Raw genomic sequence first — 12,807 nt, 5'->3', positions numbered from 1 at the left:
GGAGCTCGCAATTCTCACAACCGCATCAGGTCGTTGTAAAGAGCAAACACCATTAATGTGAGGATCATTGCCATACCAATTCGTAATCCAAACGCCTGAGCCTGCTCAGAAAGCGGCTTTCCACGGAGGGCTTCGATGGTGTAGTAAACGATATGACCACCATCAAGAACCGGCACAGGTAAAAGATTCAGAATGCCCAGACTCACGCTGAGATAGGCAAGAAAACGCACGAAGTCTTCAAACCCGGAGCTGACACTGGCTTCAGCCACCCGGGCAATAGTGATGGGCCCACTGAGATTGGTGGGCGACAGCAAGCCGGTAAACATCTTCTTGATGGCCACCAGCGTCAGACGGGTATCTGCCCAGGTTTCGCTGAGGGCAACCGGAACCGCAGCAAACGGGCCGTAGCTGACATCCCGCAAAACCTCTTCCGGCCAGGAAATGGCTTCCACACCGGCACCGACAAAACCAATCGACTCCCCGCTTTCTTCGGCCCTCGCTTCCGGCGTTACACTGACAGCTTGTTCCGTACCATTGCGTTCGATGGTTACCTGCAGCGTCTGCTCCGGGGCATTGCGAATAAATTCAACCAGCTCGAACCAGCTGTTGATCGATTCCCCGTTGACGGCCACTATGCGGTCACCGGGCTGAAGCCCTGCCGCCTGAGCCCGGCCACCCTCGGAAATCTGTCCCAATACCGGGGGAACAGCCGGGCGCCATGGTGTAATACCGAACTCGGCCAAAGGATTGGGGGTGTCATCACTCAGGCCCCAGCCGGAAAGCTCGCCGCTGATGCTCCCTCGCGCGCCGTCCTCCGAAACCTCCATGGAAATCAGGCCGTGCTCCCCGGTCCGCTCCAGAATACGCATATTCACGTCGCGCCAGGAGCTGACCCGGTGGCCATCCACCGCGTGGATCTCCATACCTTCCTGCAGACCCACCCGCTCGGCCACGCTCTCATCGGCAATCTGCCCGACAATGGGCGCGACATGGGTAACGCCCACCACGCTCAACAGCCAGTATGCGAAAATAGCAAAAATGAAGTTGGCCACGGGACCGGCCGCGGCGATGGCGATGCGCTGCCCTGGCGGCTTGGACGTAAAGGCCTGGTCCCTCAGTTCTTCTGGCACCGGCCCTTCGCGCTCATCCAGCATTTTCACGTAGCCACCCAATGGAATGGCGGCAACCGCAAACTCGGTTCCATGCCTGTCGTACCATGAAAACATCGGTTTCCCGAAACCCACCGAGAAACGGAGCACTTTCACGCCGCAACGCCGGGCAACCCAGAAATGACCGTATTCGTGCAAGGTCACGAGGATACCCAGGGTAAGTGCGAGTGCGAGGACGGTTTCAATAATCTGCATAGCGTTCCTGATTGAATGGCTTCAGCCGAGCAGCATTCCGCTGCGACTATCAGACAGTTAACAGACCTATCTGTTCCCGCGCACGAGCCCGTGCTTCTTTGTCCTTTGCAAAGATAATGTCAAAGCTGTCTGCTGGCTCAACAGCCGTCGCAACCAGCGTTCGCTCTATGATAACGGGGATATCCGAAAAACACAGGCTGCCCTCGAGAAAAGCAGCAACAGCCACCTCATTAGCAGCATTAAGAACCGCCGGCGCAGTGCCACCTGCCTCAAACGCTTCCGCCGCGAGGCGCAGACACGGGAAACGCCCCAGATCCGGACGCTCGAAGTGAAAGCGGCCGATCGCGAACAGGTCGAGGGGAGCAACACCGGCAGCAATGCGCTCTGGCCAGGCCAGACCGTTGGCAATCGGCGTTCTCATATCGGGACTGCCAAGCTGGGCCAGAACAGAGCCATCGGCATATTCAACCATCGAGTGGATGATGCTCTCAGGGTGCACATGCACCTCAACTTTCTGGGGCGTAGTGTTGAACAGCCAGCAGGCTTCAATGAGCTCCAGACCCTTGTTCATCAGGGTCGCCGAGTCCACGGAAATCTTCTGCCCCATAGACCAATTCGGATGGGCACAGGCCTGGGCGGGCGTTACCGAACGAAGATCCTCGACGGAGTGTTCCCTGAACGGACCTCCGGACGCTGTCAGTAGTATACGAGTGATGCCAGCACCGGCAGGATCCCGGACCTTGTCTGCCGGCATACACTGGAAAATCGCGTTGTGCTCGGAGTCGATCGGCAACAGTTCGGCCCCCGCTGCGGCCACGGCATCCATAAACAGTTTGCCGGACATCACCAGGGCTTCTTTATTGGCAAGCAATACCCGCTTTCCCGCCCGCACCGCCGACAATGTCGGCGAAAGACCCGCCGCCCCGACGATAGCCGCCATCACGGTGTCCACATCGGGGGTGGAGGCCACCTCGCATAATCCGCCCAGGCCAGCAAGCACGCGGGTTTCGGGCAGGTCTGTCAACAATCTTGAGAGGACCGTGGCTGCTTCAGGATCAGCCATGACAGCAACTTTCGGACGGAATTCACGGCAGAGTACCGCGAGCTCTTCAGCACGAGTACTGGCCGTTAGCGCGTAGACCGAGAAGCGATCAGGGTGGCGCCGAACAACATCCAGGGTGCTGAGACCGATGGAGCCGGTCGCCCCGAGAACACTGATAGAACGGGTTACCATAGTCACCAGTGCCCGGTTGTCAGCCAACCAAGTTGGGTAATAATCAACGCAAATACCGGAATGGCCGCCGTCAGGCTGTCGATCCGGTCCATGATGCCACCGTGACCGGGTAACAGCTGGCTGCTGTCCTTGATACCACGGTGCCTTTTAAGCATGCTTTCCAGCAGATCGCCCAACACTGAAACAAGACCGGTGGCAAGGCTGGCAACAATTAGCAGCAAGGTCTGAACCGTTCCCGCCGAAGCCAGCGCGCTGACAACCAGGGCAAAAACTCCGACTGCCACCTGGCCACCCCAGACGCCCGCCCATGATTTGCCCGGACTGACACGGGGCGCCAACTTTGCCTTACCAAAAGCCCGACCGGCGAAGTAAGCACCGATATCGGCAACCCAGACCACACAGAATACGTAGAGAATGAGCAGGAGGTTGTTGGTACTGTCACCAAACTGGAAGCCGCCGGTTCGCAGGTGATTCAGGCCCACCCACGCCGGCACCAGAACGAACAGCCCCATCACGGCTCTTGCCGGGAGGCTGCCCCATTTGTCGGAGCCGGCGGGATAACTGCGAACCAGAAGAAAGCACACGCCCCACCAGAGCAGCGCCAGCCAGAGGACCGCCACAAACGGAACGTTCAGCAGCCCGTAGAGAATGATAGCTGTGGCCAGTGCGTAGCCAACCCGGCCGGCAGGGCTCTCAATACCGGACATATTCGCCCACTCCCAGGCGCCCAGGGTAATGATGGCGCCGGTAAAGAGCGCAAAGCCCAGGGGCGGGAGAAAAAAGATCCCGCCAATGGCGATAGGAGCGAGGATCAGTGCGGTGATAATTCGGGTTTTTAACACAGTTAACGTCGCTATCGTTCGTTATTGTTGTACAGCCTTGGCCGCTATCTGATCATCCGTCTGGCCAAAACGACGCTGTCGACCGGCATAGACGTGAAGGGCCTTGAGCATTTCTTCCTGCTGGAAGTCAGGCCAATACACCGGTGAAAAGTAGAGCTCTGTGTAAGCCAGGTGCCAGAGCATGAAATTGCTTATTCTTTGCTCACCAGCGGTACGAATCATCAGGTCCGGCATCGGCAGGTCACCGATGCAGAGGTGCTGCTGAATCAGGTCATCGGTAATGTCAGAGGGTGCCAGCTGCCCGGAGCGGACCTGCTCAGCCACCTTGCGAGTGGCCTGCGTGATATCCCAGTGACCACCATAGTTGGCTGCAATTACCAGCGTCATCCGGGAGTTGTTGCGGGTCAACTCTTCAGCCGCTTCCATATGTTCACGCAGTGCAGCGCTGAACGCGGACCGATCACCGATAATGCGCAGGCGGATATCGTTCCGGTGAAGTTTGCGAACCTCGCGCTCAAGAGCGAACAGGAACAGTTTCATGAGCGCGGACACTTCGTCCTTGGGTCGACGCCAGTTCTCGCTGGAAAAGGCAAACAACGTGAGCACTTCCACGCCTTCACGAGCACAAGTCTCCACCACTGCTCTGACCGCATCGACACCGGCCTTGTGCCCAGCCACTCCCTTGAGACGACGGGCCTTGGCCCATCGATTGTTCCCGTCCATGATGATGGCCACATGCCGGGGCCGACTGTCTGCCGACACCGGAATCTCTGCGGATACAGTTCCCGTCATGAAATCCCCTGTGCGGCCGGAGCGCCTTGGTGCTTCGGCCTTTCAATTCGCTTGCAAGTAGGTCCGGACGGTTAAACCGCCATCAGGTCCTCTTCTTTGGCCTTGAGCATCTTCTCGACTTCCGCAATGTGGCGGTCGGTCAGCTTCTGAATATCGTCCTCGCCCTTGCGCTCGTCGTCTTCGGTGATTTCTTTTTCCTTGAGCAGATCCTTGATCATGCTGTTAGCATCGCGACGCGCATTGCGGATGGAAACACGACCGTGCTCGGCGTCTGCTTTTGCCTGCTTGACCATTTCCTTACGGGTTTCTTCCGTCAGCATGGGCATCGGGATACGGATGATATCGCCGCTGGTCGCCGGGTTCAGGCCAAGGTCTGACGACATGATAGCCTTCTCGATGGTCGGCATCAGGTTTTTCTCCCAGGGAGAGACTGTCAGCGTGCGGTTATCCTCAACGTTGACGCTTGCCACCTGCTTCAGCGGTGTCTCCTGGCCGTAGTAGTTCACCATGACACTATCCAGGATAGAGGGGTGCGCACGGCCGGTGCGAATCTTGTTGAACGCGGAGTTCAAGGACTCCAGGCTCTTTTTCATTTTCTTTTCGGCTTCTGCTTTGATGTCGTTGATCACTTCAGCATCCTCAATTCGTTCGTCATGTCATTCTGTAATCTGGCACCACGATCCTGTGGCGCCGGGACAGCGATTCATTCGATCAGTGTACCTTCTTTCTCGCCAGTTACGATGCGAGTCAGGGCGCCGGCACGGTTCATATCGAAGACCCGCAGTGGCATACCGTGATCACGAGCGAGACAGATGGCTGTCAAATCCATCACGCCCAGCTTCTTGTCCAGAACCTCATCATAGGTGAGGTGGTCGTATTTCTCTGCACTGCTGTCCAGGTGCGGATCCGCTGAGTATACGCCATCTACCTTCGTAGCCTTGAGCACCGCGTCGGCCTCAATCTCAATGCCACGCAGACAAGCAGCGGAATCCGTCGTAAAGAAAGGGTTACCGGTACCGGCGCAGAAGATCACGACATCGCCATCTTTCAGATCCCGTACCGCACGACGGCGGTCGTAGTGCTCCACGATGCCGCTCATCGGGATCGCGGACATCACACGGGTCCGGATATTCGAACGTTCCAGAGCATCACGCATGGCCAGACCGTTCATGACGGTGGCCAGCATGCCCATATGATCACCGGTCACCCGATCCATGCCGGCCGCATTCAGGGCTGCGCCACGGAACAGGTTGCCGCCGCCAATAACCAGACCAACCTGCACGCCGATGCCAATCAGCGCACCGATTTCCAGTGCCATGCGGTCAAGAACTTTGGGATCAATACCGAAATCGTGCTCTCCCATCAGGGCCTCGCCACTGAGTTTGAGCAGAACACGCTTGTATCTGGGCTGGGTTTTCGATGATGTCGGCATGATGATCCCCTTGTCGTCTGTTGGCTGCTATCCGGCGTAGTACCCGTTGCAGGCTTGTATCTGACATACTCCTCAAAAAAGGGGTATCTCAGATACAAGCCCGCCACGAGAGCCGGGAATTCCCGGCTAACGTGGCAGACTCAGGTGATGCAGTGGCTGTAAGCCCGCTGCATCGAACGAAGGATCAGGCCTTGCCTGTGCCGGCTGCAGCAGCAACTTCGGCAGCAAAGTCCACTTCTTCCTTCTCAATGCCTTCACCCACTTCCAGACGAACGAAGCCGACCAGCTCGCCGCCGTTGGACTTGATCAGCTCGCCCACGGTCTGGTCCGGGTTCTTGACGAAAGGCTGCTCAACAAGGCTGTTCTCTTTGAGGAACTTCTTGATGCGGCCACCCATCATCTTTTCGACGATCTCGGCAGGCTTGCCTTCCATATCCGGCTGGGCCTTGATCACATCTTTCTCTCTCTCGAGCTCTTCTGCCGGCATGTCTTCCGGCTTGCCGACACGCGGGTTAACGGCAGCTGCGTGCATGGCGATGTCACGGGCAACCTCAGAATCACCGGCAGTCAGGGCGACAACCGAAGCGATCTTGTTGTTGCTGTGGACGTATCCACCAACAACCGGGCCTTCAACCTTGACGATGCGACGAACAGTAATGTTCTCGCCGATCTTCTGAACCAGCGCTTCACGCTTGGATTCCAGATCGCCTTCCATCAGCTTGGCTACGTCGGTTTCGCCATTTTCAAACGCAACGTTCAGCACGTCGTTGGCAAAGTTCAGGAAGTTGTCATCGCGAGCAACAAAGTCAGTCTCGGAGTTCACTTCCAGAATAAAGGCAACGGTGTTGTCGTCGGAGATCTTGATCAGTGAAGCGCCTTCAGCGGCGGTACGGCCGGCTTTCTTGGCAGCTTTCAGACCGGACGACTTGCGCAGCTCTTCGATCGCAGCGTCAACGCTGCCTTCGGCTTCAACAAGTGCCTTCTTGCATTCCATCATGCCAAGGCCGGTACGCTCACGCAGCTCTTTGACCATTGCAGCGGTAATTGCAGCCATGTTCAATCCTCTCAACTGTTCCGAATTCGGTGGGGCGGTGTGCCTCGGAAAACACCGGGCACACCTTACATCTAAAACGTGAAGGTAAAACGTTACTCAGCGGCTGGAGCAGCGCCTTCAGCGTCTTCGCTGACTTCAACAAACTCGTCAGCACCGGCACCAGCAGACTGGGCTGCTTCCATGCAGGTGTCAGCAACGGCTTTCACGTAAATCTGGATCGCGCGAATGGCGTCATCGTTGCCCGGGATCACGTAATCAACACCGTCCGGATCACTGTTGGTATCCACAACACCGATGACAGGAATGCCCAGCTTGTTGGCTTCCTTGATGGCGATACGCTCATGGTCAACGTCAATCACGAACATCGCGTCCGGCAGGCCGCCCATATCCTTGATACCACCAATGGAGCGCTCGAGGCGGTCCATTTCACGGGTACGATCCAGTGCTTCTTTCTTGGTCAGCTTGTCAAAAGTACCGTCCTGGCTCTGAGCTTCCAGGTCACGGTAGCGACGAATAGACTGACGAATGGTCTTGTAGTTGGTCAGCATGCCACCGAGCCAGCGGTGGTTAACGAACGGCTGACCGGCACGCTCGGCTTCTTCCTTGATGATCTTGGCCGCGGCACGCTTGGTACCAACGAACAGGATCTTGTTCTTGTTCTCTGCCAGCTGCTGAACAAATTTCAGCGCATCGTTCATGGCAGGAACAGTCTGCTCAAGGTTGATGATATGAATCTTGTTACGGGCGCCGAAGATGAACTTCGACATTTTCGGGTTCCAGTAGCGGGTCTGGTGACCGAAGTGAGCACCTGCCTTCAGCAGGTCACGCATATTTACCTGAGCCATGATAGTTACCTTTTTAGCTTCGGGTTAGTCCTCCACGTGTCCGATTATCCCAACCTGGCTCCCTTGAAAGCAGGAACAGGCACCCTGGGATAACGTGCCGACACGTGTGTGAATTTGCTGGATTCGTTTCCAGCGGGCGCGTTTATACCATATTCGGCCCGACAAACGCCATTATTTTTGACGGCGAGCTTCCTTGTACCCGGGCAGCAGGCCCCTTAAAATGCCGGTTTGGCACAAACAACGGGAAGCCCAATGCAGGTATCGATCAAGACACCGGAAGAAATTGAAAAGATGCGCGTCGCTGGCCGCCTGGCGGCCGAAGTTCTCGAGATGATCGGCGATCACGTCAAGCCCGGCGTTTCCACCGAAGAGCTCGACCGGATTTGCCACGACTACATTGTCAACGAGCAAAAGTGCATTCCGGCACCGCTCAATTACAAGGGGTTTCCGAAGTCCATCTGCACGTCGGTGAACCACGTTATCTGCCATGGAATCCCGTCTGAGAAGAAAATCCTCAAAGAGGGAGACATCCTTAACATCGATGTCACCGTAATTAAGGATGGCTACCACGGCGACACCAGCAAGATGTGGATTGTCGGCAAGCCGAAACCTGGCACCGAGCGGCTGATCCAGATTACACAGGAGTGCCTCTATAAGGGCATTGAGCTGGTCAAGCCGGGGACCCGCCTGGGCGATATCGGGCATGTGATTCAGCAGCACGCCGAGAAACACCGTTATTCCGTGGTTCGCGATTATTGTGGCCATGGCATCGGCGCGGTATTCCACGAGGAGCCTCAGGTAATGCATTACGGCAAACCCGGCACAGGTCTGGAGCTGCAGGAAGGTATGACGTTTACCATTGAGCCGATGATCAACCAGGGCAAGTACCAGACCAAGCTTCTGCCGGATGGCTGGACCGTCGTTACCAAGGACCACAAACTCTCTGCACAATGGGAGCACACTATCCTTGTGACGGCGGACGGCCACGAGGTCTTGACCAAGCGAAAGGAAGAGTCCTTCTAAGTGGACCAAAGCGAGCTGGAATCCCGCATCAGTAATGACCCTTCTCCGGTTACGGCGGCCCGGGAGCTGCTAAAGGGCAGGTATAACGCCGATGCCGAGGCCTTTCGACAGGGCGCCGATGTGCGCTCCCTCGTCCGCTCCCGGGCTGACACGGTCGATACGGTTCTCAGATTGATCTGGAACCGCTATCCCTTTTCCGATTCACCGGACATTGCCCTGATCGCCGTCGGCGGCTATGGACGGGGTGAGCTGCACCCGCACTCGGACATCGACCTGCTTATTCTCACCCGTAACGGTATCGAAGACAGCTGGCACGAAGACCTTGGCGCCTTTGTTACCCTGCTGTGGGATCTCAGGCTGGATATCGGCCACAGTGTTCGCAGCATCGAGGAAAGCAAGACGGCCGCCCGCGAAGACATCACCATACTGACCAACCTGCTGGAAACCCGCACGATTGCCGGCCCGGATGAACTCCGATCAGATCTGAGCGAGCAAGTCTATTCCGATCATGTCAGCACCGACCGCGACTACTTCATTGCGAAGCGTGAGGAGCAGCAGCAACGGCATCAGAAATACGGCGATACCGAATACAACCTCGAGCCAAACGTGAAAGGCTCCCCGGGCGCCTTGCGGGACATACAGACGATTGGCTGGATTACAAAGCGACATTTCGGACTGCAGAACATCGCCGATCTGACCCGCTTCAGCATTCTTACCGAGGAAGAACATCAGATTCTGTTCCAGGGTGAAACCTTCCTCTGGCAACTGCGATACGGCTTGCAGTTGCTCGCTGACCGGAATGAAAACCGGATGCTGTTCGATCATCAGCGGGCTCTGGCCCAGATGCTCGGCTATAGAGACGAAGGTAAACGGCTCGGCGTCGAATTGATGATGCAGGCCTACTATCGCACCGTCCTGGCTCTCGCCGAATTGGCGGACGTGATTCTGCAGTATTACGACGAAGCGATTCTCGGCAGCGCATCAGAAGACGCCATCCAGCCTATCAACAAGCGTTTCCAGATTCGCAACTATTATATTGAGGCGGTCAACAACCAGGTCTTCGCCTACGCGCCCTATGCCATCATGGAAATCTTCGTTCTGATGGCTCAGCATCCAGAGATCAAGGGCATCCGGGCCACGACGATCCGGTCGCTTCGGGCCCACCGGCATTTGATTGATGATGCGTTCCGGTCTGATCTGGCCGTGACCACCCTGTTCATGGAGCTGCTCAGAACACCCCATGCCCTGGATCAGACGCTGTCTGCCATGAAGAAGTACAACGTGCTCGGGCGGTATCTCCCGGAGTTTGGCCAGATCATTGGTCAGATGCAGCACGACCTTTTCCACATTTACACCGTGGATGCCCATACCATGCGAGTCATCCGCAACATGGTAAGGCTTGGCGGCGCGGAAGCCCGAACCGAGTATCCGCTGGCATCGCGCCTGATTCACAGGCTGCCGAAACTGGAAACCCTCTATATTGCTGGCATTTACCATGATGTGGCCAAAGGCCGGGGTGGCGATCATTCGGAACTGGGTGCCATCGATGCCGAAGCTTTCTGCCAGCGGCATCACCTGAGCGAACGGGACACCCAGCTGATTTCCTGGCTGGTGGAAAACCACCTACTGATGTCCATGACGGCCCAGCGCAAAGACATCTCCGATCCGGACATCATTCACGGGTTTGCCAGGGCAGTGCCGAGCCAGGCTCACCTGGATTACCTGTACGTGCTAACCGTGTGCGACATCAGCGCTACGAATCCCAAGCTGTGGAACACGTGGCGGGCGTCGCTATTGCGCCAACTCTACATCGAGGCCAAACGGGCTTTGCGTCGGGGCACGGAAACCCCCATTGACCGCCAGGAATGGGTTCGCGCTACTCAGTCGGAAGCTCGTGAAATCCTGCATGCCCAGAACATGACCGATGAACAGATCGACGCAATCTGGGACACCGTGGACGAAGACTATTTCCTCCAGGACTCGACCGTGGACATCGCCTGGCAGACTGCTGCCATTATCCGACACGGCGACAATACGGACCCGCTGGTTCTGATTCGAGACACAAGGGGCGGCCCTACGGACGGCTACTCCCAGATCATTATCTACATGAAGGACCGTGTTGCCCTGTTCGCTGCGACAACGGCGGTCCTTGAACAGCTGAACCTGAACATCGTGGACGCGCGCATCAGCTCAAGCGAGGGGCCCTACTCGATCAGTTCCTACGTGGTGCTTGATGAAAAGGGACAGCCCCTGGGCATCGACCCTGCGAGAAAAGAACGGGTGCGTTTGCGCCTGATCGAAGAACTGGACGACCCGGATGACTACCCGGACATCATCCACCGGCGCACTCCACGTCAGCTCAAGCATTTCGCCTTCCCGACGGAAGTGACGTTCTCCAATGACACCATCAACCAGCGCACCGTGATGGAAGTGATCACACCCGACCGCCCGGGTCTTCTGGCCCCCATCGGCCAGGTGCTGCTGGAGCACCGGGTACGCCTGAGCAACGCCAAGATTGCCACTCTCGGCGAGCGCGTAGAGGACGTTTTCTTCGTAACGGACGAACAGGGCGAGCCCATCCGGGAGCCGGCGGTATGCCAGGCCCTGCAGCAAGATCTCTGTAAAATGCTGGACGACATTCAATGAATCCGAACCTGGACAGACTTCACCCCTACCCTTTTGAAAAGCTTGCCAAACTGAAGGCAGGCATCAGCGTGCCCGATCATCTCCGTCCGATTTCCCTGGGGATTGGTGAGCCGAAGCACCCTTCGCCCGATTTCGTCAAACAGGTCATTGCGAACAATCTGGACAAGCTTGCCAATTACCCCACCACCCGGGGCACGGAGGAACTCCGCGAGGCCATCAGTGGCTGGGCAACCCGCCGATTCAATCTGAAAGCCGGCAGCCTCAGCGCGGCAAACAACATCGTACCGGTAAACGGCACACGCGAAGCCATCTTTTCCCTGGTTCAGGCTGTCGTAGATGCCACCAGACCTGCCACCGTGGTCAGCCCCAACCCGTTTTATCAGGTCTACGAGGGAGCCGCCTTCCTTGCTGGCGCGACGCCCGTATACCTCCCCTGCGATGGCTCAAACGGTTTCATTCCCGATTTCGATTCTGTGCCCGAATCCATCTGGCAGGAATGCCAGGTACTGTTCCTGTGCTCCCCGGGCAATCCCAGTGGTGCTGTTATCTCCAGGGAGACGCTGACCAGGGTGATAGCCCTGGCCGACAAACACGACTTTATTGTTGCTTCCGACGAATGCTACTCCGAACTGTATCCGGAGGAAGGCAACGCGCCGGAAGGTCTTCTGCAAACCTGCGCCGCCATTGGCCGGGATGACTACGCCCGCTGCGTGGTGTTCCACAGCCTGTCCAAACGCAGCAACCTGCCCGGCCTGCGATCGGGTTTCGTAGCCGGGGATGCAAGCATTCTTGATGGCTACCTGAAGTACCGCACCTATCACGGCTGCGCCATGCCTATCCACAATCAGCTGGCGAGCATGGCCGCCTGGAGCGACGAGGACCACGTTCGGGAGAATCGTGCAGCGTACCGCGCCAAATTTGAGGCCGTGGTCCCGATCCTCGGGGAAGTTATGGATGTTGATTTTCCGGATGCCGGTTTTTACCTGTGGCCGATAACTCCGATGGACGATGAAACGTTTGCCCGGGAGCTCTCGGCACAACAGAACGTGCACGTGTTGCCCGGCCGATATCTTTCCCGAACCGTGGATGGCCATAACCCCGGAGAAAACCGTGTCCGGATGGCCCTGGTTGCGCCGCTGGAAGAATGCGTTGAGGCAGCGGAACGCATTGTTGAATTTGTTAAGGCGAACAAGCCATGAAACTGTACGGCATCAAAAACTGCGACACCGTAAAGAAGGCCCGGAAGTGGCTGGACGAACAAGGTATCGACTACGAATTCCACGACTTCAAGAAGGATGGCCTGCAGAGCGAGTTGCTGTTCCGCTGGGAACAGGCGGTCGGATGGGAAACCCTGCTGAACCGCCGTGGCACCACCTGGCGCAAACTTCCCGAGGACGTTCGTGATACCATTGACGCCCAAAGCGCTCACGAGATCATGCTGGAGAACCCATCCATTATTAAGCGCCCCGTTGTAGAAAACGGCGATGATGTGCGCGTGGGTTTCAGTGCAGACGAATGGTCCGCATGGCTGGCCTGAATCTCGGGCAAACCAGATCCAAACTTTAATTTCGGGGT

At 57.0% G+C, this 12,807-nt stretch carries 12 protein-coding genes; 4 read left to right on the top strand and 8 right to left on the bottom strand.

Going from position 1 to position 12,807, the window contains the following annotated elements; all coding sequences use genetic code 11:
- Positions 1-14: 14 nt before the first annotated feature.
- From rseP to rpsB, 8 genes are all read right to left on the bottom strand, one after another.
- Positions 15-1,364 carry an RIP metalloprotease RseP gene (rseP, locus tag ACWJ62_RS13205; RefSeq protein WP_449286593.1) on the bottom strand — a complete coding sequence of 450 codons (1,350 nt, stop codon included), beginning with the start codon at positions 1,362-1,364 and terminating at the stop codon, positions 15-17.
- Between the two features lie 49 nt (positions 1,365-1,413).
- On the bottom strand, positions 1,414-2,598 hold the full coding sequence (ispC, locus tag ACWJ62_RS13200; protein ID WP_449286592.1) for a 1-deoxy-D-xylulose-5-phosphate reductoisomerase: 1,185 nt from the start codon (positions 2,596-2,598) through the stop codon (positions 1,414-1,416).
- A gap of 2 nt (positions 2,599-2,600) precedes the next feature.
- Positions 2,601-3,440, bottom strand: coding sequence for a phosphatidate cytidylyltransferase (locus tag ACWJ62_RS13195; protein ID WP_449286591.1), 840 nt, complete (start codon positions 3,438-3,440; stop codon positions 2,601-2,603).
- Between the two features lie 21 nt (positions 3,441-3,461).
- Entirely contained in the window at positions 3,462-4,232 is a 771-nt protein-coding gene (gene uppS / locus ACWJ62_RS13190; RefSeq protein ID WP_449286590.1) for a polyprenyl diphosphate synthase, read from the bottom strand.
- Positions 4,233-4,303: 71 nt separating this feature from the next.
- Positions 4,304-4,861, bottom strand: coding sequence for a ribosome recycling factor (frr, locus tag ACWJ62_RS13185; protein WP_449286589.1), 558 nt, complete (start codon positions 4,859-4,861; stop codon positions 4,304-4,306).
- 74 nt (positions 4,862-4,935) lie between these two features.
- A complete protein-coding gene (gene pyrH / locus ACWJ62_RS13180) occupies positions 4,936-5,664 on the bottom strand; it encodes a UMP kinase (RefSeq protein ID WP_088828826.1) in 729 nt (242 codons plus the stop codon).
- Positions 5,665-5,848: 184 nt separating this feature from the next.
- Complete coding sequence (gene tsf, locus ACWJ62_RS13175) at positions 5,849-6,718, bottom strand: translation elongation factor Ts (protein WP_349521069.1); 870 nt, start codon at positions 6,716-6,718, stop codon at positions 5,849-5,851.
- Positions 6,719-6,810: 92 nt separating this feature from the next.
- A complete protein-coding gene (rpsB, locus tag ACWJ62_RS13170) occupies positions 6,811-7,563 on the bottom strand; it encodes a 30S ribosomal protein S2 (RefSeq protein WP_449286588.1) in 753 nt (250 codons plus the stop codon).
- 252 nt (positions 7,564-7,815) lie between these two features.
- On the opposite strand from rpsB, the gene map reads away from it, so the two are divergent.
- The 4 genes from map to ACWJ62_RS13150 are packed head-to-tail and all read left to right on the top strand — an operon-like array spanning position 7,816 to position 12,769.
- Positions 7,816-8,586, top strand: coding sequence for a type I methionyl aminopeptidase (map, locus tag ACWJ62_RS13165; protein WP_449286587.1), 771 nt, complete (start codon positions 7,816-7,818; stop codon positions 8,584-8,586).
- The gene (locus tag ACWJ62_RS13160) at positions 8,587-11,232 is read left to right on the top strand and encodes a [protein-PII] uridylyltransferase (RefSeq protein WP_449286586.1); all 2,646 of its coding nucleotides are present in this window, start codon (positions 8,587-8,589) and stop codon (positions 11,230-11,232) included.
- A complete protein-coding gene (gene dapC, locus ACWJ62_RS13155; RefSeq protein ID WP_449286585.1) occupies positions 11,229-12,431 on the top strand; it encodes a succinyldiaminopimelate transaminase in 1,203 nt (400 codons plus the stop codon). Before ACWJ62_RS13160 ends, dapC begins: the two co-directional genes overlap by 4 nt.
- Complete coding sequence (locus ACWJ62_RS13150; RefSeq protein ID WP_449286584.1) at positions 12,428-12,769, top strand: ArsC family reductase; 342 nt, start codon at positions 12,428-12,430, stop codon at positions 12,767-12,769. The genes dapC and ACWJ62_RS13150 overlap by 4 nt, the downstream gene beginning before the upstream one ends.
- Positions 12,770-12,807: the final 38 nt, after the last annotated feature.

The sequence above is a fragment of the Marinobacter sp. PE14 genome (assembly GCF_053566155.1).
This window is presented reverse-complemented; position numbering and strand designations above follow the sequence as displayed.

Coding starts and splice junctions, on each gene's coding strand:
- rseP (WP_449286593.1), bottom strand. CDS start 1,364: ATGCAGATTATTGAAACCGTCCTCGCACTCGCACTTACCCTGGGTATC.
- ispC (WP_449286592.1), bottom strand. CDS start 2,598: ATGGTAACCCGTTCTATCAGTGTTCTCGGGGCGACCGGCTCCATCGGT.
- uppS (WP_449286590.1), bottom strand. CDS start 4,232: ATGACGGGAACTGTATCCGCAGAGATTCCGGTGTCGGCAGACAGTCGG.
- pyrH (WP_088828826.1), bottom strand. CDS start 5,664: ATGCCGACATCATCGAAAACCCAGCCCAGATACAAGCGTGTTCTGCTC.
- tsf (WP_349521069.1), bottom strand. CDS start 6,718: ATGGCTGCAATTACCGCTGCAATGGTCAAAGAGCTGCGTGAGCGTACC.
- rpsB (WP_449286588.1), bottom strand. CDS start 7,563: ATGGCTCAGGTAAATATGCGTGACCTGCTGAAGGCAGGTGCTCACTTC.
- map (WP_449286587.1), top strand. CDS start 7,816: ATGCAGGTATCGATCAAGACACCGGAAGAAATTGAAAAGATGCGCGTC.
- dapC (WP_449286585.1), top strand. CDS start 11,229: ATGAATCCGAACCTGGACAGACTTCACCCCTACCCTTTTGAAAAGCTT.
- ACWJ62_RS13150 (WP_449286584.1), top strand. CDS start 12,428: ATGAAACTGTACGGCATCAAAAACTGCGACACCGTAAAGAAGGCCCGG.